The following is a 22,708-nucleotide window of genomic DNA, read 5'->3' as shown; positions in this document are numbered from 1 at the left end:
GCGAATGGATGAGACGTTTCTTCGCATGCTGGCTGCTCGCGCTCGGCCCACTGACTGTCGCGCAGGCAGCGATTTCGGTCACGGACGACACCAGGCAGACCGTTACCCTCCCCGCCCCGGCGCATCGCATCGTCAGCCTGGCACCGCATGTCACCGAGCTGCTATTTGCCGCAGGCGCCGGCCCCTACATCGTCGGCGTCTCCGAATTCAGCGATTACCCGCCGGCGGCGAAGCGCATTCCCACCATTGGCAGCGCGCTGTCGCTCGACCTGGAGCGCATCATCCAGCTCAAGCCGGACCTGATCGTCGGCTGGAACAAAGGCAATCCAGCGCCGCAGCTGGCGCAACTGGAACAGCTCGGCATCCCGGTGTACAAGAGTGAACCGTACAGCCTGGAGGCGATTCCGCGTTCTATCGAAAGCCTTGCCCACCTTGCCGGCACCGAGGTCACGGGCCAGGCGGCTGCTTCAGCCTTCCGCACAAGGCTGAAGCAACTACGCGAAACCTACGAACATCGTCGCCCGGTCACTGTCTTCTACCAGATCTGGCGCGCGCCGCTGATGACGCTCAATGGCACGCACATGGTCTCGTCCGTGTTACGCCATTGCGGCGGCGAAAACATTTTCGCCGAGCTGCCGCAACTGGCGCCGACGGTAAGCGTGGAAGCCGTGGTGAAGGCGAATCCGGAAGCCATCATCGCCAGCAGCGGAGAACAGGAGGATCTGTTCGCGTTGTGGCGGCGCTTTCCCGCGATGAAAGCCGTCGCGCGCGGCAACCTCGTCACGATCGACGGCGCACTGCTGAACCGCTCCGGCCCGCGCATCCTCGACGGCATGGAGAACCTGTGCCGAAAGCTTGACGAAGTGCGCTCGAAGCAGCGCTGAATCCGTCGTCGTATTTTCAGAGCGGCATGAGCATCAGGTCCGTGTCGCCAGGGTCGATCCCCTGTTGCGACAGCAGCGTCGTCACCTGCCCGCGATGATGCGTCTGGTGGTTGAACATATGCGTGACCAGCAGCCAGGCAGGACGCGTGCGGTTAGACCTCGTGATTCCGCTGTACCAACTAAAGTCACGCGCCAGCCAATCCGCGTCGATTGAGGCTGCCCATGCGAGGACGTCCTCATCCACGGCCGAGCGCGCCTCCTTGAACACATGCCAGTCTTCGAACAGGTCGCTACCGATGGCAGCCTTCGGATAGGATTTCGCCAGCGGCGTGTCATGAGTAAACCGCCCGAGCCAGGTGGTGTCACCCCACAGGATGTGATTCAGCGTCGAATGGATCGATTTGAAGAACGCGCCACGATCGGCCTTGCGCTCCTGGTCCGAAATCCGATCGCAGGCCTGGACAATCTTTTCATTCATCCAGCGGTTGTAGCGCGCCACGGTCTGTACGTATCCGGGTGTGATCATCTTCGGCTCCTGTCGTTGGGGGCAAGCCATCGTAGCAAGCCTGTCGCGGTGCATATTGACGCGGCCGCAAGCGCATATATAATCCACCGATTCCGCAGGGCATGCTGTACGCCTTGCCAGCAGTCAGTTCGACTCCGGACACCGCTTCCGCGTGGGGCCGGTTTTATCGCATCGTAGATTCAGTGGAAATTTATGGGCTTCTCGAACGAAAAACCTGCTATTCCCGGGCCACATGCGTGGCAGTGGAAATGGGTCATGCTCGTCGCAGGCGGTTGCGCCGTCGGCGCGGTGGCCGTCCTGTTCCTGTTCCCGCCCGCGTTGGAAGCGGCAAGGAGCGTTCTCCCTCAGCCCATCACTAACGCCTTCGCGGCACAGGAAAGCATGTCGCCCGCGGAAGCGCGCAAGCAGCAGATTGCGCAGGCAAGGACCGCTGTGCACGGGTCGTACATCAAGGATCCCTACGGCTGCGTCTACATGTTCCAGTATGTTGCTGCGCGCCTGTATCTCGTGTCGGTGCTCGACGAGCGCGGCCAGCAGGTCTGCAAATAAATCTTCAGCCAAGCCACTTCACCAATTCCTGCCACTGCTCGAGATCCTTCTCCACGCGCGAAGGGGCGACATCCCACACCGTGGCGCCATGTGCCGCCAGCTGCACGTAGTTCTGCGTGTCGCGCAGGTAGCCGAGCACCGGGAGTCCGAGCGTGCCGACATAATGCGCCAGCTGGTCCGCGGCGCGCGTGCGTACATTGACGCGCATGCCAAGCACGCCGACGCTGGCAGTGCCGGAGCGGCTGGCAATGCGCTGCAGGAATTCCTGGGTTGCGAGGATATCGAACATCGAGGGCTGCAGCGGCACGACCACCTTGTCGGCGATGCGCAACACTTCATCGAGGCGACTGCCGGAAAGGCCGGCCGGCGTATCGAGCACGATATGGGTCGTGCCTTTGGGCGGCCTGGCGACATGGCCATCGACGATATCCCAGGAAGCGATCTGGGGCAGGCTGCCGGGACGCAGCGCCAGCCACGCGCGCGACGACTGCTGGGTATCGGCATCGCCCAGCATGACCTTGTGTCCCCGCTTGGCGAAATAGCCCGCGAGATTGGTCGCCACAGTGCTCTTGCCGACACCTCCCTTCGGATTCGCGATGACAACGACTGGCATGTTCCCTCCATTGAGTTGACATGATTACAACGCTTGGCATCCCTGCTGCCGACTTAACATTTCCAGAAAGCATAGCATGCCGATTTTCGGACTCCGAACCGGTCCGCCGATTTCTTCTTTTCCCCGGAGCAGTACCTTAAAATACTGCAATGCAAAACAATTCGCAGAACTACCCCGCCGCCACAGAGGACGGCGCTCCAGCGTCGCTGCAAGCCTATTTCAAGCCTGACATCTCCCCCGACGACATCGAGCAGGTCTTCCGCCTGAAGCGGGCGCAGCCCTTGTTGCAGGCATTCACGGCCCTGTTCCATGGCGGCTCGGACGGCGTGCTGGTACGGCTGCTGGTGCTCAAGGAGCTTGCGGCTGACACGCAGGCCTCGGCCTTGTCGCGCGCCGACATCAACACGCGCCTCGCCTACCTCGAACCGGAAAGCCTCGAGACCGTGCTGGCTCGCCTGCGCTCGCACCAGTTGCTCGCATGGGACGCCGCGCAAGGCGTCTACCGCATCACACCGATGGCGCGCAATGTGCTCGCCGCCCTCGACGGACTGTTCGGCCTGACGCAAGGCGATGACGAGGCCGAAATGGGCTTCCTTCTCTCGCAGGTGGCCGGGGCGCAGGCCGTCGGCGGCGTCAATGTCGAGCAGTTGCAGCACCTGCTCGGCCGCCTGGTCGATCTCACCGAGGAGTTCCGCGATGCAATCGCTTCCGGCTCGGAATTCCGCCTGCGTGCGGCGCAGACGAAATGGCATACGGCCTGCGATTGGGTGGAAAAAGGATCGCAGGTGATCCATGCGATCACCACCGATCCGCAGGCGGACGCCACCACGCATCGCGCCGCGCAAGCGATCGGACGCGCACAGAGCGCCCTGCTGAACATGCAGGGCATGTTTTCGCGTGCCCTCAACCAGATCGAGCGCCAGCGCGTGCACCTCGGTCAGTCAGGCCTGTCGACCACGGACATCAAGACCTGGCTCATGCAGCAGGAAGACATTGCGGTTCTGGCCGATGGTGCGTTCTCGACGCCAGTCAAGCCGCTGTTCATCACGCCGTCGGAGATGATCGACGTCGCCGAAGCGGAACTGTTCGCCGACAAGGGCAAAACCGTGTCATCGACGCTTCCTGCAGGCGAGGATGCGCCGGTCACGCACAGCAACGAGGCTGCGATGCCGGTGGAACTGGATACCTGGCTGAGCCGCCTCTCGGCATTCGAGCTGCCCGCGCATACCGCTGCACCGGTGCAGGACACCTTGCTCCCGGCCAGCTTCGCGGTTGCCTCCTATCGCGCTTCGCTGCTGCCGCTGCTCGGCGACGAAAGCGAATCCGCGCTGCAGGGCGGCACGGCACTCATGGCGCGCCTGCCGCTGGTGTTCGCGCCCGGAGACGGCATGGTCACCTTGTCCGACCCGCATGTCGCCGCCATCTCCAACGCATCCCTTTCACTCAAACCAGAACATCAACCGGATACCCATGAACGACGAAGCGCAAATCCTGATCGCCCAGCTGCTGACGCACCAGACACTCCCGCGCGACAACAAACTGGTGAAGCGCGCGCTGTCGGATGAATCATTCCGCGCCGAACTCGACGAACGCCTGTCGTCATGCGGGCTGAAATTCCTCGATAACGTCTACGCCGACCACGTCGCGCTGGCATTGACGCGCGAGGTCGAACCGAAGATTTTCGGCGCGCGCGACACCTGGCAGAACAATAACGCCGGCCTTGCGCGCGATGGCGTCGCGCTGCTGGTCGTGCTGTGGGCACTGATCATCCTGCCCAAGCGCGAACGGCAGGAATCGCACCAGAACGCGGCGGAGGACCAGGACGACATGTTCGGCAAGGAAAAGCCCCTGCCGCGCGCGGAAGAAGCGTCGACCGGCATTTCATACAAGGCACTGCTCGCGGATTTCGGCGACAAGCTCGGCAAGAAGACGCGCATGAACATCAACCTTGGCCAGCTTGCGCGGCTCGGCTTCATCGAGATGAAGGGCGACATGATCCATGAAGGTCCCCTGCTCGACCTGATGATGGACACCGATACGCTCAAGGAACGCATTGTCAACGGCGCGCTGGCCGACATTTTCAAGCGCGCACCGCAAGAGGCATAAGACTCGCATGTTTCATATCAAATCGCTCGAACTGGTGCACTGGGATTACTGGCAGCGCATCAAGAACATTCCGCTGGATGCCAAGATCATCACCATCGCCGGACAGAACGGTTCTGGCAAGACCACCCTGCTGGATGCCTTACGCACGCTGTTCGGCCTCGACTGCTCGATGGGCCGCTCCTACAAGCACTACGCGCGCCACTCCGGCGAGCAGACCGCCTGGCTGCGGGCAGTGGTCGACAATCGCCCAAGCGGGAGACAAATGTCCAACCGGCCGTTCCGCGCGTCCGGCTTTTTCAGCGAAGACGAAGTCACGCTGTTCTGCCAGATCCAGAAGAACGGCGGTGACTGGCGTCGCCAGTACCTGATGCGCGGCGGCGTGGTCGAAATCGAAGCAGTGCAGGACGCCGGCGACTGGCTCGGGCTGGAAACCTATCGCAAGCGGCTGGCCAATGCCGGCCTGTCGCAGGCGATGGCGAAGGTGCTGGCGCTGGAACAGGGCGAGACCGACAAGCTGTGCGAATACGCGCCGCGCCAGTTGCTGGACCTAGTGTTCCAGGTGTTCGGTGACAAGGAAGTGCTCGACGCCTACGATGAAGCACGGCGGCACCAGCGCGACACGGAAGCGGAGCTGCAACGCTTCGAGGCGGAACTGTCCACCTCGCAGGCGAACCTCGAGCGGCTGCGCCTGCGGGTGGCAAATTACCATCAGTGGGACGGACTGAACAGAGAACGGCGCGACTTGCAGGAAGAGATCCTGCCGACGCTGCAATATCATGAGGTGCGTGAAAAGGCTGGAGCGACCAGCGCAGCCTTGCGCGACGCCGGCCGGGTGCTGAAGGCACAGGATGCGCAACTGTCGGACAAGCGCGCGCAGGTGGCGGAACGTGCAAAGTCATTAAGTGCTGCAAGCCAGGACGAGACTGCGCTGGAGCAGGAAAAGTCCGTACTGGAAAAGCGCCTCGCCGATCTCAATGGAAGAATCAAGCCGCTGGAAAATCTGCTCGAACAGAAACTGCGCCTGCAAAAGCTTGCCTCGGATGCAGGGGCCGATATTGCCGACGTCGCAGCGCAGGCGGAACAGAAGGAAGCGGAATACATCGCCCTGCGGCAAGCGCGCGGCGCGATCGCCAGTCGGCTCGCCGCCGATCGCTCAGCCATCGCGGCGCTCGAGGGCAAGTCCGCCCTGCCCGAGCCCGAGAATGTGCGCGCCATGCGGCGCGCGCTCTCGGACGCCGGGATCGCGCACGAAATGCTGGCCGATATTGTCGAAGTCACCGAGCCGCGCTGGCAGGGTGCGGTCGAGGGCGTGCTGCGCAGCTATGCATCGGTGGTCCTGCTGCAGGATAGCGGGGATGCAGCGAAGGCCTATCGCCTCGCCGAAAAGGAACGCTACGGCCATTTCATCGTTGCCGATCGAATCGCCGCCCCGACGACGAAGGACCAGAGTCTGCTGTCCGTTCTGCGTTTCTCCGCGCTCGCCCCGGCCTGGCTGATCGATCAGCTGTCCCGCATCACGCGCGTGGATTCGGTCGAGGACGGCATGCGCCATGCTCCTTCGGGCGAGTGGATCACGCCCGAGGCCTATCATCGCGAGCGTCGCGGCGGCCGCTCGCTGTTCGTGGAACCCGCTCGTTATCGCTTCGGCCAGGCCGGGCGCGCGCAGCGGCTCGCCGCCTTGCAGCAGGCCTTGCCGAAGCTGGAGGCGGAGGAAGATACCCTGACCCTGAAGATCAACAAGCTCGCCGGCGAAATCAGCGCACTGAAGGCGCGATTGGCCGGCGTCGATGCGGCGAAGGAATTGATCGCGCGACAAACCGAATTCGAGGAAGCGGAAGGTTCAGCCAAGCCGTTGAAGGCGACACGCACCGAAGTCGGCGCACGCCTCGGCGAACTCTATCCTCTTTTGAAGACGGCAACGGAGGCGCGCGTGCTTGCCGATCGCGAATGGAACGCCGCGAAGAGCGCATTGGCTGACGGCGAATCACACCTGCGCCAGGCGAAGAAACGCAATGAGGAAGATCGTGCTGCGCATGTCCGCTCGCTAGGGGATGTCCGGCACGCATGGCGCCATCTGCCTTCCGGCTGGCGCCGCCCCGCCCGTCGCCTTGCGCTTGTCGGAGAACACCAGAACGCGCATCAGGTCGAGCTGCGCCTGAAGCACCTTGCGAACGACCTCGAACGCGACGACTGGGAAACCGATATCACGGTGGTCGATCAGCATGCGCGGCTGTCGGCATTGCTGCAGGGCCGGCAGGCGGAAACCGACGAGCGCCGCTACCAGAACAACCGCGCGATCGAGGCGACCGACAATGCGCGCGCCGCCTACATCGAACGGCTGCGCTACACCATCAAGACTTACAGCCGCAACATCAAGGAGCTGGGAGAGTTGGCCGGCATCGAGGTGCATACCGATCCGGTGCGGCTCGAGAACGACGACGTGCAACTGGCGCAGGCCGGCCTGCATGTGCGCTTCAAGTTCGACGGCAAGGGGCCGATCGGTATGAACGACGGCGAAGCGTCCGGCGGCCAGCAGGTGATGAAGTCGCTGATCCTGCTGATCGGGCTGCTGAAGTCCGACGAAGGTTCGGGCGGCTTCGTCTTCATCGACGAACCGTTCGCGCATCTCGACATCCGCAACATCCAGCTGGTCGGCGAATTCCTCAAGAACACCGACGCGCAGTACCTGATGACCACGCCGCTGACGCATAACACCGATGTCTACGATCCGTCGGAACTCACGCTGGTGACGAGCAAGAAGAAAAAGGAAGCGCATTGGGCGCAGCCGATCTTCGTGCTGCAACGGCGCACTGCCGCTTCGAAGAAAGCCGCTTGATGCCGAACAGACATCGTGCGCCGTGCGCACGATGCAGAGCGAGGGATGCCGTGCTACGCAGGCAACTTGCGTAGCGCATCCAGCAAGGGCAATGCCGCATCGGCAATGCGGTCGATGCTCTGCTCGCGCAACTGGGCGAGATCGACCGGCGCCAGCTCCGCGAGACCAGCCCAGCGCAGCAGCGCTGCCATCGTTTGCGGCAGGTCAAACAGGCCGTGCAGATAGGTTCCCATTACCTGATCATCCGCCGAACGCGCGCCATCGACATGAGAGCCGAGATGGAATGCCGGCCGCGCCGTGTCCGCGCCGTGTGAAACACCCATGTGAATCTCATAGCCGATCACGTCCGCGTCAGCGAAGGCGCAGTGGCCGCTCACGTGCGCGAGCGTCTTGTCTGTCGTGAGGACGGTGTCGATGTCCAGCAGCCCAAGCGCATGCGATACGCCCGGCTCGCCTTCGACGCCATGCGGATCCGATACCGTCTGGCCGAGCATCTGGTAGCCGCCGCAAATGCCAAGCACCTTGCCGCCGTAGCGCACATGCTTTTTCAGGCCATCGCGCCAGCCATGGGCAATCAACCAGTCAAGATCGGCCCGCGTGTTCTTGCTCCCTGGCAGGATGATGAGGTCTGCGGGAGGAATCGCGCACCCCGGTCCGATGAACTGCATGTCCACCTCGGGTTGTGCGCGCAAGGCGTCAAAATCGGTATGGTTGCTGATGTGCGGAACCACGGGCACGACGATCCGGAACGTACCTTTCCCGTGCTGGACCGGCTGGATTGCGTCTTCCGCATCCAGCTGCAGGCCATGCAGGTAAGGCAGCACCGCAAGCACCGGCTTGCCGGTCTGTTCCTCCAGCCATTGCAGGCCGGGTTCCAGCAGGCCGATGTCGCCGCGAAAACGGTTAATGACAAATCCGACAATGCGACGACGCTCGCTCTCCGAGAGACAGGCGAGCGTGCCAACAATGTGCGCGAATACGCCGCCTCGATCGATATCCGCGACCAGGATCACCGGACAATCGACCGCTTCCGCGAAACCCATGTTGGCAATGTCGCGCTCGCGCAGGTTGATTTCGGCAGGGCTGCCCGCGCCTTCGACAACGACGGCCTGATACGTTTCCGAGAGACGGCCGTAGGACTGCAGCACCGCCTGCATGGCGACCGTCTTGTATTGATGATAGTCGCGCGCGTTCATGTCGGCGCGGACCTTGCCGTGGATGATGACCTGCGCAACTGTGTCGCTGGAGGGTTTGAGCAGCACGGGATTCATGTCGGTATGCGGCGCCACCCTTGCGGCCAGCGCCTGCAAGGCCTGCGCACGGCCGATCTCGCCACCGTCGCTCGTGACCGCGCTGTTGAGCGCCATGTTCTGCGGCTTGAATGGCGCGACTTTGACACCTTCGCGTGCCAGCAGGCGGCACAGTGCGGCAACGACAGTGCTCTTGCCGGCGTCCGAGGTGGTGCCCTGCACCATCAGCGTGCGGAAAGGAAAGGAAGAGGAATACATGCTTACCCCGCCTTGTCAGCGGGTCTCGAGAGGAATATAGATGGTGCGATCGCCGTGCCGCACGGTTTCGATGGGGTGACCGAGGCACTCGCTCAGAAGCTGCGCGCGCATCACCTCTTCCGTTGGCCCTGCCCGCCATTGCCCGTTGTTCAGCAATAGCAAGGAATGGGTGCAAACGCTGTGTGCAAGGTTGAGATCATGGCTCACCATCACCACCGCCTTGCCCTGCTGGCGGCACAACCGCGCGAGCAATTCCATGACGCTGACCTGATGCGCAAGGTCGAGCGCGCTGGCCGGCTCGTCCAGCAAGAGCAGCGGCGTATCCTGCGCAAGAACGGCGGCAATCGCGACGCGCTGACGCTCGCCGCCCGAGAGCGTGCGCACGTCGCGCTCGGCGAGGTGCGCAACGTCCAGCGCGCGCAAGGCGGCACGCGCTGCATTCGCATCGGAAGCACTATCCCAGTAGCGGTCGGACTGATACGGATGGCGCGCTGCCAGCACCGTCTCAATGGCGCGGTAACCGAATGCATCGTTGCGTCCCTGCGCCAGGTAAGCGCGCTGGCGTGCCAGTTCGGACAGGTGCCAGTCCTGCAGTGCCCGGTCGGCGATATGGATAGAACCTCCATCGGGTTGACGCAGGCCGGCAAGCGTACGCAGCAAGGTGCTCTTGCCCGCACCATTGCGCCCGATGACGCACCAGCACTGGCCCGCTTCTATCTGCCAATCCAGCGACTGCACGAGGCGGCGCTCCCCGACGCGCAATGACAAATCGATGGTGCGCATCGCCTATTTCCTGTGAATGTGGTGCAACTGTACGAGAAAGACCGGCACGCCGATCAGCGCGGTGATCACGCCCACCGGCAGCTGTTGCGGCGCGAGCACGGTGCGCGCTAGTGTATCCGCGAGCACCAGGAAGCTGCCGCCGGCCAGCGTGGAGGCCGGCAAGAGCAGGCGATGGTCCGGCCCCCAGGCGAAGCGGCAGGCGTGCGGAACGATCAGGCCGATGAATCCGATACTGCCTGCGCTGCTGACAGCGCTTGCCGTGAGCAGCGCGGAACACAGAAACAAGCCTTGACGCAAGCGGCCGACCCGGATCCCCAGCGTCGATGCCGCTTCCGCATGCATGGCAAGAAGGTTGACGGCGCGCGCCACGCGTACCGCAAACACCAGCGCACCCAGCCACACGGCCCACGGCATCCAACGCAATTGTGTCGACGACAAGTCGCCGATCAGCCAGAACACCATGCCGCGCAAACGGTTGTCCGGAGCCATCGAGAGCATCAGCGTCACCAGCGCGCCGCAACCCGAAGCGACGATCACGCCAGTGAGCAGCAGCATCGGCGCGCCGCCTTCCGAGCCGGCGCCACTGCGCAAGTCGCGATAGGCAAATGCAAAGAGCAGGAAGGCGACCGCGACGGCGCCGGCAAATGCTGAGACATCGATCAGCCACGCCGTAGTGAAGAACAGCATCGCAAGCAAGGCGCCCACCGCCGCGCCTCCCGATACGCCGAGCACGTACGGGTCGGCGAGCGGATTGCGCAGCAGCGCCTGCATCATGACGCCGGCCAGCGCCAGCGTGGCGCCGGTGACGAAGGCGGAGAGCGCGCGCCCCAGCCGCAGTTCCAGCAGCGTTGCGGCCAGGCTCGAGGGCTCGCCGCGCACCAGCTCGCCCACGGCGGAAAACAGTTCCGGCAGCGACAAGCCCACCGATCCGACGGCGCAGGAAAACAGGATGCTGGCGCAGGCAAGCGCGAGCAGTGCCGTCAGGATGCCGAACGCACGGCGGCGCTCCCGCAATATCGCAACGCTGAGGACGATGGTATGCATGCTATATCCGCCGAACCTGGTCAGAAGTCGAGACGCGCCGAAACCTTCAGCTGGCGGCCGCTGTTCGGATAGATTCCGCTGCGGCAACCGAAGGCATTCGTGAAATAGTCACGGTCAGTCAGATTGGTGCCAAGGACCGCGAATTCCCACGCGCCGATGCGTCGCGCATAGCGTGCGTCCAGTGTGGTGAAGGACGGAATGCGACCCGAGCAGGTATTGGAGAAATCGTTGCCGTAACGCTGTGAATCCGCCCACTGCACGCCGACGCTCGCATTCTGCGCGCTGCCGGGCAGCCAGTTCAGGCGAAGTGTGGCGGTGTTACGCGGCACCAGCACCATCTCCTTGCCGTCGTTTGGCCCGTCGGTGAACTTCGCGGAAACATGCTGGAACGTCGCCGAGAGCGTGTACTCGGCAAGCAGGCGAAGGTTTGCCTCCAGCTCGGCGCCCTGGCGCTGCGTCGGATCCAGGTTCACATTGCTGAACAGTACCGGATTGAAGAAGATCTCATTCTTCAGACGATGGCGGAATACCCGCGCGGTCATCTTGCGCGCGGCGTCTCCTGCGGTGATGCCTGCTTCGATGTCATGGGAGGTCTGCGGTTCCAGCGGCTGGTTGGGCACCGGCGTGAATCCGTTTTCGTCGGCATTGGCGACGCGATAGCTGCGCCCCGCTTTCGCAAACACATCGAGCTGCGGCAGGAAGGCATACTTGCCTTGCAGCTCCCAGGCATTGAGCGATGGTTTCGTGCTATAGGCTGTCGTGCCGTAGCCGAAAGGATCATTGAAGTCCTTGTCGAACTTCTCGTGGCGTGCGCCGGCGGCGATTCGTGCCTTGCCGATCTGGATTTCATCTCGCGCGTAAATCGCCTGCGACTTCTGGGTGGCGTGGGAGGTCCCCGAATTGCGCTCCCAGTCGGCGAAGTCCAGTCCCGCGACCAGTTCATTGTTCATGCCACCAATCTCGGACCGATGCCGCAAGCGCGGCGAGAACTGTGTGATGCGGCTGTCCGCGCGATAGTTGGTCGTGCCGAAGGAAGACACATACACCGCGCTCACCGTCTTCTCGCGATGCGACAGCTCCGCAGCGACATCGAACGCGCCAAGATGGCGCTCACCGAGCAAGGTGACGCGATCGGTATCGGATGAACCAAAATCGTTCGGCGTGCTCGCCTGGCGCGGATTGGCTTCGAATTGCGCCAGCGTGAGCGAGCCCGGCAGGCGTGAATCCTGGCGCGCGATGTCGATGCGCGCCGCAATGCGTCCTTCGTTGGAGGCCCATTGTGCGCCGCCGCTGAAGTTCTTTTGCTTCACCGCATTGTTGTCGCGGAAATTATCCGCCTGCTGGTCGCTGATGTTCGCATCGAGCGAAAAACCGCCCACGCCTCTTGCCACCGAGCCGCGCAGCTCGCGATGCCCGAAGGAGCCGACTTCGCCGACCACGGTGCCGTGCGTACCCTGTGCCGCGGCGCGCTTGGTGATGATCTGGACGACGCCGCCGGTGGCGCCTTCACCGTACAGCACGCTGCTGCCGCCTCGCACGATTTCGATGCGCTCGACGAGTTCGACCGGAATAGACGACATCAGCGCCGTGCTCAATTCGTTTTCCGACAGCCGCACGCCATCGACCAGCACGACGAGGTTCTGGCCGCTGTTCGTTCCGAATCCGCGCAGGTCGATGGAGAAGTCCTGCGTGCCGTTGAAGCTCTGGCGGCCATAGACGCCGCCGAGCTTGCGGATCGCTTCATTGACGTTATTGACGCCCGCTTCGCGGATTTCTTCCGCCGTGATGACGGACGCCCCGATCGGGGTTTGCGAGGGATCGCTGGCGAAACGCGTGGCGGTGACCACCACCGGCGCCAGGCTTTTTTCCGGAGCGGCCTGACCAAAGACCGGCGAGACGAACAATGCAGACAATGCGGACGCGAGGGCCAGCGGCTTCCAGGCCGCTTCGCCATTGCGCGAGAGAGAACGATTCATGATGTTGTTTTCGGAAAAGCACGCGGCCTGCTTCCCCGCAGACCGGATTCAACAGAAGGCGTGACGAGCGCACCGAAAACGAAAAGGGCAAGCCGCAAGGGCGCCGATCCGTGTCCGCGAAGATCCCCGTCCGCACACTTCCACCTGTTCTGGCCGGTATCCGGGCTGACAAGGCGAGACGGCTGACCTTCCCATGCAGACTGCACAGTGGTATCGAAAGACCGTCTGTCATTTCCGGATGCGCAATGATTGCATCCTCGATGACGCTTGCTTACCGTTGCGGGGGCAGCACACGTTGGCTTCGCAAGGCTTGCACGGCCTGCGGACGCGTCGTGTTTCCCGTTTAACTGTCCGTGTGAACACGCGGACGGGCACCAAAACGTTATCATTGTAAGCTTTGCTGTAACCCGCGACAACAAAATCGGCCCCGGCACAAGGGATATTGCCGATCCGTCAATCAACCGGCCGGCCATGTTCGAGTCGATGCTGTCGCTGCCCAGTCATTCTTTTCCGCTACTCATGAAAAACCAAGCCGAATATTATTCCCAGCAATACAACGCCCGCGCGATGATCCCCGACCATCCTTACGTCTTCACGCGCTGGCTAAAGGATTCTGCCCACGCACGCCGTACACACGCGGCACTGCTGGATCTCACCTACGGCGACGACAGCGGAGAACGCCTCGATTTCTTCCCCGCCCCACGCAGCGACGCGCCGCTGCTCGTCTTCATCCACGGCGGCTGGTGGCGCTCGCTCGACAAGTCGGATTTCTCGTTCATCGCGCCGGCCTATACGCGTGCCGGATTCAATGTCGCGCTGACCAATTACACGCTGGCGCCGCAGGCATCCATCTCCGACATCGTGCGGCAGCAATTGCGCGCGCTTGCCTGGCTTTACCGGAATGCGGAGAAATATGATTTCGATCCGCGACGCATCGTGGTGGCAGGCCATTCCGCCGGCGCGCATCTCGCCGCCATGATGATGGCCGCGATCTGGCCTGCATTCGGTGAAGACCTGCCGCGCGACCTGGTGAAGGGCGGGATTCTGATGTCCGGCGTGTTCGACCTCGATCCGATCCTTCACACGGACTTCGTCAACGTCGATCTCAAGCTGGCTGAAGATGATGTTGATGTTTTGTCACCAGCGAGAATGCCGCAAGCACATGACGCGCCTTTCGTCACTGCGTGCGGCGGGCTGGAATCGGAGGAATTCAAGCGGCAAACCGCGTTGCTCGAAACGGCCTGGGAGGCTGCGCATCGCACCCAGGTCGCCCTGCCCGATGCCAATCACCTGACAATCTGCGACGCCTTCGCTACGCCTGGCCATGCCTTGCATGCGGCAAGCATCGAACTGCTCAACGCGACCGCATAGACGCATGCACAACAGTCGCAAGCACAGGCTTTGCCGGAAAAACAGGCAGACGCTATGATGTCTTTGTTGCGCTGAAGAAAGGCGTGGCTGATAATCATACAAACCTCGGGCATGCGAGCATGGTGATTTGCCACTGCAAGCGCTTGTAGGAATAACGCCGACAACGTAGACAGGGAAGCACCGACATGAGCGACGCAGCAGATGACCTTGAAGCATTGTTTGACGAAGTGGCCGCGCAGCGCGCCAGCGAGACGGCCGCCGTCCCTGCGCCCGCCGCTCCTGCTGCTTCCGCGTCCGGCGAGGCGCTGATCGACAATGGCGACGCTGCATTCGCTTCAGCGGAAGCTGGAATGGAGGCCGATGTTGAGCTCGACCCATGCGAAGGCTCGTCGGACAAGCCGATGTACGAACGCCTCGGCGGCATCGTGCGCATGCTGCACGACTCGCTGCGCCAGCTTGGTTACGACCGCTCGCTGTCCAATGTCGCCGACCAGATCACCGATGCGCAAGGCCGCCTGGAGCATATCGCAGCACTGACCGAGCAGGCGGCAAACAAGGTATTGAACACCGTCGATAGCAGCATCCCCGAGCAGGAGACGCTCGCGAAGAAGGCGAAGGACATGGAAAACCGCTGGGCCATGCTGTTCGACGGCAAGCTCAGCATCGAAGAGTTCAAGGCACTGGCCGGCGACTCGAAGCAGTTCGCGGCAACCGTCATCGAGGCAAGCGAATCCGAGAAGGCCCGCCTGCTCGAAATAATGATGGCGCAAGACTTCCAGGACATCACCGGGCAGTTGATCAAGAAGATCGTGACCATCACCAGCACGGCCGAACGCGAACTCGCACAACTGCTGCGCGACAATGCGCCGCCCGAAGTCAAGGCGGCGATGGCTGCCGAAAGCAAGCCTGTGGAACTGATGCAAGGCCCGTCCGCTCCTGGCGCCGCCATGGCACAGGATGATGTCGACAGCCTGCTTGCCGACCTGGGGTTCTAATGGACGATATGCTCAAGGAATTCGTTGTCGAGGCGCTGGATCTCGCAACGAACGTGGAAGAGCACCTGCTCTCGCTGGAACGGCGGCCGGACGACAGCGACACGCTGAACGCATTGTTCCGCTCGTTCCACACCATCAAGGGCGGCGCCGGCTTCATGAATCTGCCGGCGATCGTATCCGCCTGTCACCTGACTGAAAATCTCTTCGACGCGCTGCGTACCGGCCAGGTGCCGGTCACGCCCACTGCCATCGAAGCTGGACTGCAAGCCAGCGGATTCGTCGGCGACCAGCTGCGCAACCTCGCCAATGGCGCGTCGCCCGATGCCCTGCCCGCGATGCCCGCCGAACTGGAAGACATACTGACGCAGGCGATCGAAGGCAATGCTGCCACGCCGGCCGCTCCCGCCAAAGCGGAGGCGGCGGCGGCCGCTGGCGAAGGCACCGCTGCGGCAAGCACTGTTGCGACCAGCGATGGCCTCGACTGGGAAGCGCTGTACCGTGCAGTCGTGCCCGCCGGGACGCTGCCCGATGTTCCTGCCGCACCGGCGGCGGCGGCTGCGGTTGCAGTCGCGGTCGCAGCTGCGCCTGCACCCGCTTCCGCCGTCAAGGCGATTGAAGAAGGCGCGCGACCGATCACGGCGCAAGTCAAGGAAGACACCATCCGCATCGACGCGGTCAAGCTGGACGCCCTGCTGGAAGTTGCCGGTGAATCCGTGCAGGCCGCAAACCAGGCCGCCGTCCTGCTGGAAAAACTCCTGCAGTTCAAGTTCGACGGCCAGGCTGCGGTCCTCATGTCCACCTTGCAGGAAACGCTCAACCGGGCATCGCGCTACTCGACCGAACTGCAGCGCGCCACGCTGTCCACACGCATGCAGCCGGTGGGCCGCCTATTCCAGAAATTTCCCCGCCTCGTGCGCGAACTCGCGCGCGATCTCGGCAAGAACGTCGAACTGGTGATCGAAGGCGCGGAAACGGAAGTTGACCGTGTCGTGGTCGACAGCTTGTACGATCCATTGGTGCACATGCTGCGCAATGCGCTCGACCATGGCATCGAAACCGCCGACGAGCGTGCCTCAACTACCAAGTCGCCCAAGGCGACCATCCTGCTGAAGGCATGGCAGGAAGGCAGCAGCGTCATGATCGAGGTGTCCGATGACGGCAAGGGCATGGACCCCGACAAGCTGCGTGCGAAAGCGCTCGCGAAGGGACTGATCAGCGACAATGCGGCGCAAACTGCGGAAGAGGCATTCCAGCTGGTGTTCTTGCCCGGCTTCTCGACCAAGGAAGTCGCGTCCAGCGTATCGGGACGCGGTGTCGGCATGGATGTGGTGAAGACGGCAGTCGAAAAGCATCGCGGCGCGATCCGCATTGATTCCGTGCTCGGCGAAGGAACCCGCTTTACCATCCGCCTGCCGATTGAACTCTCGATCGTGCCCACCATGCTCGTGCGCACTGCAGGTGCAGCGCTGGCGATGCCGATGGCCGTGGTGCAGCGCGTGGTGGAATTACCGGAATCGTTCGATGAAGTCGGCGGCGCGCCGGTATTGCGCGACCAGGGTCGCCCGCTGGCCGTGCGCTCGCTGGCAGGCATCCTCGGCTACGAGGCATGCCGCGAAAAGGTCGGCATCGTCATCGCCGCGCCGCAGCCATACATACTCGCAGTGGAAGCAGTGGATGGCACCGCCGACCTCGTGATCAAGCCGCTGACCGCGATTGCCGTGAACGGGATCAATGGCACCGCGCGCTCCGCCGAAGGCGAACTGGTGCTGGTGATCAGCCTTGCCTTCCTGCTCGACGGTTGCAAGACCACGAACATGCGCCTGGCAGCCTGACCCGATTACGAGGATCCCACAGAGGGCGCTACAAGAGGCTGCCCGCGTTCAGCAGGGTCAGCACGCCGAGCACGGCGAAAATGGCCGCGGTGATCGCATGGACTACCTTCATCGAGACCAGTCTCGTGATCCGTTCGCCCAGCAGCACCGCAGGGACGTTCGCGAGCATCATTCCCACCGTGGTGCCGGACACGACCGCAAAGAGCGAGGAATATTTCGCAGCCAGGGCGACCGTCGCGATCTGCGTCTTGTCGCCCATTTCCGCAAGGAAGAACGCCACCACCGTCGTGCCGAACACGCCAAAGTGCGAATGCCCGGTTTCGATTTCATCGAGTTCGTCCGGAATCAGCATCCATACCGCCATGGCAATGAAGGACACGCCAAGAATCCAGCGCAGCACGTCCTTGCCGACCACAGCCGTCAGCCAGCTGCCAATGGCGCCGGCACCCGCATGGTTCAGGGCAGTGGCGACGAGAATACCGACAATGATGGGAATGGGGCGGCGGAATTTTGCAGCGAGCAAGAGCGACAGCAACTGCGTCTTGTCGCCCATTTCCGCGAGGGCAACGATGCCGGTTGAAACGAGAAAAGCTTCCATGCATGCTCCGAGGCCGGATATTACCCATGACCATGCGCGCCCTCCGGCCCGAAGCGAAGCGGCATGGTCAAAGGTCTCGCCAAACCTGGAGTCGCTTGCACCATGACCGTTGCAATAGACGCGGCCAAGTCTGTTGACGCAAACCCCTCTCGCGGATCGGAGGGCGGCTACTCCCCAATGACAGCAGGGATTTTACCCGCATTCCTGCATCGGGCGCTACTGACGCGCCTGCAATAATGCCTGGGCAACCTGCACGAAACCGGCGCCGCAGGAATCGGGAGCGATCCAGGCTGGCGGGTCTGTCAATCTGGACATGTGGCGAAGTACATTGGCCACGCCAACGCTGTGCGGATAATGCGCGAACATCGGCGCATCGTTGCCGGAATCGCCAACAAAAACGTAACTGTCGCGCGCCAGTGCGTCATTGACATGGAACACGTCCGAGAGGATGCGCTGCGTCGTTTCCTGCTTGGAAAACTGCGCGACTGATGCATGGACATGGATGCTGCTGACAGTGGAATAAAAGCCGCAGCTGCGGATGAACGCAACGATGGCATCCACTTCTTCGCACGGCATCGGCGGCACGCTTTCGCCAACGTCAAAAGCCATATCGCCGACCCGAAGCATGGCATCGTCGACCACGTGCAACTGCGGGAATCGTTCCCGAAGCGCGGGTACAAATGCCTCCAGCGCGTGCCGGTGTTCCACGCGTGTTGCGGCGTCGGCATAGAACCATGAGCGCTGTACGCCGTCCTGGTCGAGCCAGAACGCGCTTGCACCGTTTTCTGCAATCACCGCATCGAACCCGCACAGGCGCAACAGGGGCATCGCCCACCATGTCGGCCGCCCGGTGACCGCGACCACTTGCAAGCCCGCTGCGCGCAGGCTGTCCAGTGCGGCAAGCACATCCGGCGTCAGCCTGCCGTGCGTGGTCAGCGTGTCATCAATGTCGCTCAGCACGCCGCGTATCCTGCGCCGTTCTTCCAGCGGCCATTGCGCCAGCGGTTTCATAGTTCGTAGCTTTCCTTCGCGCCGCTCATGAGCTGCTCGATCAGCTTGCGGCTGAGGGTGGGCGAGAGCAGTTCGATGAAGCTGTAGACATAGCTGCGCAGATAGGCGCCCTGCTTGAGCGCCACGCGCGAGACATTGGAGCCGAACAGGTGGCCGACCGAAATCGCTTCCAGTCCCTTGTCACGCTCGGCATCGAATGCCATGCCGGCAATGATGCCCACGCCCATGCCGAGCTCGACATAAGTCTTGATCACGTCCGCATCGATCGCTTCCAGCAGGATGTCCGGCTTCAGTTCGCGGATCGCGAACGCATGGTCGATCTTTGCCCTGCCGGTGAATGCAGAGTCGTAGGTAATCAACGGATAAGTTGCGATCTCTTCGAGCGTGACGGCCTTGGATTTCAGCAAGGGATGATCGTGCGGCACGACAACCACATGTTCCCATTGGTAACAAGGCACGCTGATCAATCCGTCCACGCTGGTGATGGACTCAGTGGCGATCGCCATGTCCGCCTGGTCTTTCAGAACCATCTCCGCCACCTGCTTCGGGCTGCCTTGCAATAAGGACAAGCGTACCTTCGGGTATTTCTGCGTGAAAGCCTGCACCACTTTGGGGAGCGCGTAGCGGGCCTGGGTATGCGTGGTGGCAATCGTGAAACTGCCGGTATCCTGCGCGGCGAATTCCTTGCCGATTCGTTTCAGGCCGTCAATCTCCTGCATGATCAGCTCGACCGAGCGCAGCACTGCCCTGCCCGGCTCCGTCAAACCACGGATGCGCTTGCCGTGGCGGGTGAAGATATCCACCCCCAATTCTTCTTCCAGCTCGATGATGGCCTTGGAAACGCCAGGTTGTGAGGTGTACAACGCTTTCGCGGCTTCTGTCAGGTTGAAATTCTGCCGGACGGCTTCCCGCACGAAACGGAGTTGATGGAGGTTCATTGTTTCCCTTGACTATTTGCCAATTATTTTTCTTCTGGTTTATACCCGGAGGGCATATAAGCAAATAAATACTATGTAGTTTGGAATAAGGGTCAAGTTTATTACGATTCACACTCGTTTGCGCGAGGTGACATGACTCTTTCTTATGTAGTTTCCGGTTTCGGCGTCGGGCTGCTGGTCGGCCTGACCGGTGTGGGCGGCGGCTCCCTGATGACGCCACTGCTGACGCTGCTGTTCGGGGTCTCGCCCTCCGTGGCGGTGGGCACCGATCTGGCGTTCGCCTCCGCGACCAAGACGGCCGGGACTATTGCGCATCGTCACCGCGGCACCGTGCATTGGGACATCGTGCGGCGCCTCTGCCTCGGCGCCCTGCCGGCGGCGCTGCTGGCCACGATTGCCCTCAAGTATTTTGGCGCGTTGAACCAGGAAATTGCCCATATCATCCGCTTTTCGATTGCCGGCTCGGTACTGCTCACCGTCGTCGCCCTGCTGTTCAGGGGCAAGCTGCTGGACTGGGTCCTTGCTAGCCCCGGGCGACAATTGCATGGCGCAAGGCTGAGCATCGCCACCGTCCTGGTCGGCGCCATCCTCGGCACTCTCGTGACGATCTCCTCGATCGGCGCCGGCGCGGTCGGCGCCACAATCCTGGTGCTGCTGTATCCGCGCCTGACGCCGGCCGAGATCGCCGGCACCGACATCGCCTACGCGGTGCCGCTGACCGCGATTGCCGCCTTCGGCCACTGGTACCTCGGCTCGATCGACTGGCAACTGCTGGCCACCCTCCTGCTGGGTTCCGTACCAGGAATCACGCTCGGCTCTCTGGCTGCGAAAGCAGTCCCGGAAAAGATTCTGCGCGGCCTGCTGGCCACCACGCTGACAGGCGTTGCCGCGAAACTGGTTTTTTAAGGATTGGATGACACATGTACCGCTATGACAACTATGACCGGCTGATCGTCAAGGAACGCGTCGCGCAGTTCCGCGACCAGGTCCGCCGCCGCCTCGCGGACGAGCTGACCGAAGAAGAATTCCTTCTGCTGCGCCTGCAGAACGGTCTGTACATGCAGCGCCATGCCTACATGTACCGTATTGCCATTCCATACGGCGCACTGCGCTCCGAGCAGCTGCGCAAGTTAGCATTCATCGCCCGCAAGTACGACCGCGGCTACGGCCATTTCACGACGCGCCAGAATATCCAGTTCAACTGGATCAGCCTGGAAGACGTACCGGACATTTTCGAGCACCTGGCGTCGGTCGAAATGCACTCGATCCAGACCTCGGGCAACGACGTGCGCAACACCACCACCGACCAGTTCGCAGGCGTTGCGCCGGACGAGCTCGTCGATCCGCGTCCGTACGCCGAGATCGTGCGCCAGTGGAGCACCTTCCATCCGGAATTCGCCTACCTGCCGCGCAAGTTCAAGATCGCCTTCAATGCATCGGCGGAAGACCGCGCCGCACTCGACATGCACGACATCGGCCTGAACATCGTGAAGAACGAGGCAGGCGAAGTCGGCTTCCGGGTGCTGGTCGGCGGCGGCCTGGGCCGCACCCCGATCCTCGGCAGCTACATCCGTGAATTCCTGCCGTGGCAGCACATGCTGACCTACATCGAGGCGATCCTGCGCGTGTACAACCAGTACGGTCGCCGCGACAACAAGTTCAAGGCCCGCATCAAGATCCTGCTGAAGGCAACCGGCGTCGAGGAATTCGCACGCATGGTCGAAGAAGAATGGGCCGATCTGAAGGATGGCCCCGGCACGGTCACCACCGACGAATTCAACCGCATCGCTGCCTACTTCGCACCGCCGCCCTATGCAACGCTGGAGAACGAGGACGCAAAGCTCAAGCAGCAGCGCGCGGAGAGCAAGGCCTTCGACAACTGGATGAAGCGCAATGTGCGGGCGCACAAGGTTTCGGGCTATGCCATCGTCACGCTGTCGCTGAAGAAGCCGGGCGTGCCGCCGGGCGACTGCACCGCCGAGCAGATGGATTTCATCGCCGACCTGGCCGATCGCTACAGCTTCGGCGAATTGCGCGTCACGCATGAACAGAACCTCGTGCTGGCCGACGTCAAGCAATCCGAACTGTTCGCGCTTTGGCAGGAAGCGAAGGCGCATCACCTGGCGACGCCGAACATCGGCCTGCTGACTGACGTGATCTGCTGCCCCGGTGGCGACTTCTGCTCGCTGGCGAATGCCAAGTCGATCCCGATCGCCGCTGCCATTACCAAGCGTTTCGAGGATATCGACTTCCAGCATGACATCGGTGAGATCGATCTCAACATGTCCGGCTGCATCAACGCCTGCGGCCATCACCACATCGGCAACATCGGCATTCTCGGCGTCGACAAGGATGGCTCAGAGTGGTACCAGGTGTCGCTCGGCGGCGCGCAAGGCAACGAGAGCGCGGTCGGCAAGATCATCGGGCCGTCGTTCTCGGCAACACAAGTGCCGACCGTGATCGACCGGCTGTTGCAGGTCTACGTCAGGGACCGCGTGCAGGGCGAGCGCTTCATCGACACGGTGCGGCGCATTGGCATCGAGCCGTTCAAGGAATATGTGTACGCGACACCGATCGAGGATGGCGCATTGGTAGGGGAAGACGAATATGCGTGAAATCATCAAGGACAAAGCCATCATCAACGATGACTGGATCATCTTGCGCCTCGCCGAGGGCGAGACGGCGGAAACGGCAAGCGTCCCCGAAGGCAAGGTGATCGTGCCCCTGGCTGTGTGGGAAGCGCAGCGCCCCGCATTGAAAAAGCGCGCGGAGATCGGTGTCTGGCTCGCCAGCCACGAGCGTCCGGAAGTGCTGAAGGAAGACGTGTCGAAGCTGTCCGTGATCGCCGTCGACTTCCCGAAGTTTTCCGACGGCCGCGGCTTTTCGACCGCCTACAATCTGCGCCAGCGCCTCGGCTACACCGGCGAACTGCGCGCGATCGGCGACGTGCTGCGCGATCAGATGTTCTACATGCAGCGCGTCGGCTTCAACGCTTTCGCGACGCGTCCGGACCGCAGCATCCATGAGGCATTGAAAGGTCTGTTCGATTTCTCGGAAGCCTACCAGGCCGCCTGGGACCGCAAACTCCCCCTGTACCAGCGCGTCGAGCGCGGGCAGAACGCGGCACAAGGGTGATCC

The 22,708-nt window shown here is 62.4% G+C and carries 19 protein-coding genes, 1 pseudogene and 2 riboswitches; of the genes and pseudogenes, 11 read left to right on the top strand and 9 right to left on the bottom strand.

Features of this window, described 5'->3' with window-relative positions:
* The first annotated feature begins 8 nt into the window (after window positions 1-8).
* Complete coding sequence (locus VJ698_RS08595) at window positions 9-884, top strand: cobalamin-binding protein (RefSeq protein WP_324102330.1); 876 nt, start codon at window positions 9-11, stop codon at window positions 882-884.
* Window positions 885-900: 16 nt separating this feature from the next.
* Here the strand turns inward: VJ698_RS08595 and VJ698_RS08590 are convergent, their stop codons facing one another.
* On the bottom strand, window positions 901-1,410 hold the full coding sequence (locus VJ698_RS08590) for a DinB family protein (protein ID WP_324102329.1): 510 nt from the start codon (window positions 1,408-1,410) through the stop codon (window positions 901-903).
* A 255-nt stretch (window positions 1,411-1,665) separates the two neighbouring features.
* Between VJ698_RS08590 and VJ698_RS08585 the strand changes: the two genes are divergently transcribed.
* On the top strand, window positions 1,666-1,959 hold the full coding sequence (locus VJ698_RS08585; protein WP_324102328.1) for a hypothetical protein: 294 nt from the start codon (window positions 1,666-1,668) through the stop codon (window positions 1,957-1,959).
* Between the two features lie 4 nt (window positions 1,960-1,963).
* On the opposite strand, the gene VJ698_RS08580 is transcribed toward VJ698_RS08585, so the two are convergent.
* Window positions 1,964-2,572, bottom strand: a complete 609-nt coding sequence (locus VJ698_RS08580) for a ParA family protein (protein ID WP_324102327.1) — start codon at window positions 2,570-2,572, stop codon at window positions 1,964-1,966.
* A 149-nt stretch (window positions 2,573-2,721) separates the two neighbouring features.
* Between VJ698_RS08580 and VJ698_RS08575 the strand changes: the two genes are divergently transcribed.
* From VJ698_RS08575 to VJ698_RS08565, 3 genes are read left to right on the top strand one after another with little or no spacing between them, the layout of a single operon-like run.
* The gene (locus tag VJ698_RS08575; RefSeq protein WP_324102326.1) at window positions 2,722-4,137 is read left to right on the top strand and encodes a hypothetical protein; all 1,416 of its coding nucleotides are present in this window, start codon (window positions 2,722-2,724) and stop codon (window positions 4,135-4,137) included.
* A complete protein-coding gene (locus VJ698_RS08570) occupies window positions 4,043-4,678 on the top strand; it encodes a hypothetical protein (protein WP_324102325.1) in 636 nt (211 codons plus the stop codon). Before VJ698_RS08575 ends, VJ698_RS08570 begins: the two co-directional genes overlap by 95 nt.
* A 7-nt stretch (window positions 4,679-4,685) precedes the next feature.
* A complete protein-coding gene (locus VJ698_RS08565) occupies window positions 4,686-7,514 on the top strand; it encodes an ATP-binding protein (RefSeq protein ID WP_324102324.1) in 2,829 nt (942 codons plus the stop codon).
* Window positions 7,515-7,591: 77 nt separating this feature from the next.
* On the opposite strand, the pseudogene VJ698_RS08560 reads toward VJ698_RS08565, so the two are convergent.
* The 4 genes and pseudogenes from VJ698_RS08560 to VJ698_RS08545 all read right to left on the bottom strand — a co-directional run.
* Window positions 7,592-8,989, bottom strand: a pseudogene (locus VJ698_RS08560) (cobyric acid synthase); the annotation flags it as partial.
* 48 nt (window positions 8,990-9,037) lie between these two features.
* Window positions 9,038-9,805 carry an ABC transporter ATP-binding protein gene (locus VJ698_RS08555; protein ID WP_324102322.1) on the bottom strand — a complete coding sequence of 256 codons (768 nt, stop codon included), beginning with the start codon at window positions 9,803-9,805 and terminating at the stop codon, window positions 9,038-9,040.
* Window positions 9,806-9,808: 3 nt separating this feature from the next.
* A complete protein-coding gene (locus VJ698_RS08550) occupies window positions 9,809-10,849 on the bottom strand; it encodes an iron ABC transporter permease (protein WP_324102321.1) in 1,041 nt (346 codons plus the stop codon).
* Between the two features lie 20 nt (window positions 10,850-10,869).
* Window positions 10,870-12,825 (bottom strand): TonB-dependent receptor, encoded by a 1,956-nt coding sequence (locus VJ698_RS08545; protein WP_324102320.1) that lies wholly within the window; start codon window positions 12,823-12,825, stop codon window positions 10,870-10,872.
* Between the two features lie 134 nt (window positions 12,826-12,959).
* Window positions 12,960-13,219: riboswitch (cobalamin riboswitch) on the bottom strand.
* A gap of 125 nt (window positions 13,220-13,344) precedes the next feature.
* Between VJ698_RS08545 and VJ698_RS08540 the strand changes: the two genes are divergently transcribed.
* The 3 genes from VJ698_RS08540 to VJ698_RS08530 all read left to right on the top strand — a co-directional run bounded on the left by VJ698_RS08540 (window position 13,345) and on the right by VJ698_RS08530 (window position 17,023).
* Window positions 13,345-14,196 (top strand): alpha/beta hydrolase, encoded by an 852-nt coding sequence (locus tag VJ698_RS08540; protein ID WP_324102319.1) that lies wholly within the window; start codon window positions 13,345-13,347, stop codon window positions 14,194-14,196.
* Window positions 14,197-14,381: 185 nt separating this feature from the next.
* Window positions 14,382-15,191, top strand: coding sequence for a protein phosphatase CheZ (locus VJ698_RS08535; protein ID WP_324102318.1), 810 nt, complete (start codon window positions 14,382-14,384; stop codon window positions 15,189-15,191).
* Window positions 15,191-17,023, top strand: coding sequence for a chemotaxis protein CheA (locus VJ698_RS08530; protein WP_324102317.1), 1,833 nt, complete (start codon window positions 15,191-15,193; stop codon window positions 17,021-17,023). The genes VJ698_RS08535 and VJ698_RS08530 overlap by 1 nt, the downstream gene beginning before the upstream one ends.
* A 28-nt stretch (window positions 17,024-17,051) precedes the next feature.
* On the opposite strand, the gene VJ698_RS08525 is transcribed toward VJ698_RS08530, so the two are convergent.
* The 3 genes from VJ698_RS08525 to VJ698_RS08515 form a co-directional block, all read right to left on the bottom strand.
* Complete coding sequence (locus tag VJ698_RS08525; protein ID WP_324102316.1) at window positions 17,052-17,621, bottom strand: TMEM165/GDT1 family protein; 570 nt, start codon at window positions 17,619-17,621, stop codon at window positions 17,052-17,054.
* A gap of 4 nt (window positions 17,622-17,625) precedes the next feature.
* Window positions 17,626-17,809: riboswitch (yybP-ykoY riboswitch) on the bottom strand.
* Window positions 17,810-17,837: 28 nt separating this feature from the next.
* Window positions 17,838-18,632 (bottom strand): HAD-IIB family hydrolase, encoded by a 795-nt coding sequence (locus VJ698_RS08520; RefSeq protein WP_324102315.1) that lies wholly within the window; start codon window positions 18,630-18,632, stop codon window positions 17,838-17,840.
* Window positions 18,629-19,570, bottom strand: coding sequence for a CysB family HTH-type transcriptional regulator (locus VJ698_RS08515; protein ID WP_324102314.1), 942 nt, complete (start codon window positions 19,568-19,570; stop codon window positions 18,629-18,631). Before VJ698_RS08515 ends, VJ698_RS08520 begins: the two co-directional genes overlap by 4 nt.
* A 132-nt stretch (window positions 19,571-19,702) precedes the next feature.
* Here VJ698_RS08515 and VJ698_RS08510 point away from each other — a divergent pair, with 132 nt between their 5' ends.
* From VJ698_RS08510 to VJ698_RS08500, 3 genes are read left to right on the top strand one after another with little or no spacing between them, the layout of a single operon-like run.
* Complete coding sequence (locus VJ698_RS08510) at window positions 19,703-20,476, top strand: sulfite exporter TauE/SafE family protein (protein ID WP_324102313.1); 774 nt, start codon at window positions 19,703-19,705, stop codon at window positions 20,474-20,476.
* A 14-nt stretch (window positions 20,477-20,490) separates the two neighbouring features.
* A complete protein-coding gene (locus tag VJ698_RS08505) occupies window positions 20,491-22,185 on the top strand; it encodes a nitrite/sulfite reductase (protein ID WP_324102312.1) in 1,695 nt (564 codons plus the stop codon).
* The gene (locus VJ698_RS08500; RefSeq protein ID WP_324102311.1) at window positions 22,178-22,705 is read left to right on the top strand and encodes a DUF934 domain-containing protein; all 528 of its coding nucleotides are present in this window, start codon (window positions 22,178-22,180) and stop codon (window positions 22,703-22,705) included. Before VJ698_RS08505 ends, VJ698_RS08500 begins: the two co-directional genes overlap by 8 nt.
* Window positions 22,706-22,708: the final 3 nt, after the last annotated feature.

Source organism: Noviherbaspirillum sp. (genome assembly GCF_035254685.1).
Classification (GTDB): Bacteria; Pseudomonadota; Gammaproteobacteria; order Burkholderiales; family Burkholderiaceae_D; genus Noviherbaspirillum.
This window is presented reverse-complemented; position numbering and strand designations above follow the sequence as displayed.

Excerpts from the sequence above, each read along its gene's own strand:
- VJ698_RS08595 (WP_324102330.1), top strand. The coding sequence starts at position 9 with ATGAGACGTTTCTTCGCATGCTGGCTGCTCGCGCTCGGCCCACTGACT.
- VJ698_RS08590 (WP_324102329.1), bottom strand. The coding sequence starts at position 1,410 with ATGATCACACCCGGATACGTACAGACCGTGGCGCGCTACAACCGCTGG.
- VJ698_RS08585 (WP_324102328.1), top strand. The coding sequence starts at position 1,666 with ATGCTCGTCGCAGGCGGTTGCGCCGTCGGCGCGGTGGCCGTCCTGTTC.
- VJ698_RS08580 (WP_324102327.1), bottom strand. The coding sequence starts at position 2,572 with ATGCCAGTCGTTGTCATCGCGAATCCGAAGGGAGGTGTCGGCAAGAGC.
- VJ698_RS08575 (WP_324102326.1), top strand. The coding sequence starts at position 2,722 with ATGCAAAACAATTCGCAGAACTACCCCGCCGCCACAGAGGACGGCGCT.
- VJ698_RS08570 (WP_324102325.1), top strand. The coding sequence starts at position 4,043 with ATGAACGACGAAGCGCAAATCCTGATCGCCCAGCTGCTGACGCACCAG.
- VJ698_RS08565 (WP_324102324.1), top strand. The coding sequence starts at position 4,686 with ATGTTTCATATCAAATCGCTCGAACTGGTGCACTGGGATTACTGGCAG.
- VJ698_RS08555 (WP_324102322.1), bottom strand. The coding sequence starts at position 9,805 with ATGCGCACCATCGATTTGTCATTGCGCGTCGGGGAGCGCCGCCTCGTG.
- VJ698_RS08550 (WP_324102321.1), bottom strand. The coding sequence starts at position 10,849 with ATGCATACCATCGTCCTCAGCGTTGCGATATTGCGGGAGCGCCGCCGT.
- VJ698_RS08545 (WP_324102320.1), bottom strand. The coding sequence starts at position 12,825 with ATGAATCGTTCTCTCTCGCGCAATGGCGAAGCGGCCTGGAAGCCGCTG.
- VJ698_RS08540 (WP_324102319.1), top strand. The coding sequence starts at position 13,345 with ATGAAAAACCAAGCCGAATATTATTCCCAGCAATACAACGCCCGCGCG.
- VJ698_RS08535 (WP_324102318.1), top strand. The coding sequence starts at position 14,382 with ATGAGCGACGCAGCAGATGACCTTGAAGCATTGTTTGACGAAGTGGCC.
- VJ698_RS08530 (WP_324102317.1), top strand. The coding sequence starts at position 15,191 with ATGGACGATATGCTCAAGGAATTCGTTGTCGAGGCGCTGGATCTCGCA.
- VJ698_RS08525 (WP_324102316.1), bottom strand. The coding sequence starts at position 17,621 with ATGGAAGCTTTTCTCGTTTCAACCGGCATCGTTGCCCTCGCGGAAATG.
- VJ698_RS08520 (WP_324102315.1), bottom strand. The coding sequence starts at position 18,632 with ATGAAACCGCTGGCGCAATGGCCGCTGGAAGAACGGCGCAGGATACGC.
- VJ698_RS08515 (WP_324102314.1), bottom strand. The coding sequence starts at position 19,570 with ATGAACCTCCATCAACTCCGTTTCGTGCGGGAAGCCGTCCGGCAGAAT.
- VJ698_RS08510 (WP_324102313.1), top strand. The coding sequence starts at position 19,703 with ATGACTCTTTCTTATGTAGTTTCCGGTTTCGGCGTCGGGCTGCTGGTC.
- VJ698_RS08505 (WP_324102312.1), top strand. The coding sequence starts at position 20,491 with ATGTACCGCTATGACAACTATGACCGGCTGATCGTCAAGGAACGCGTC.
- VJ698_RS08500 (WP_324102311.1), top strand. The coding sequence starts at position 22,178 with ATGCGTGAAATCATCAAGGACAAAGCCATCATCAACGATGACTGGATC.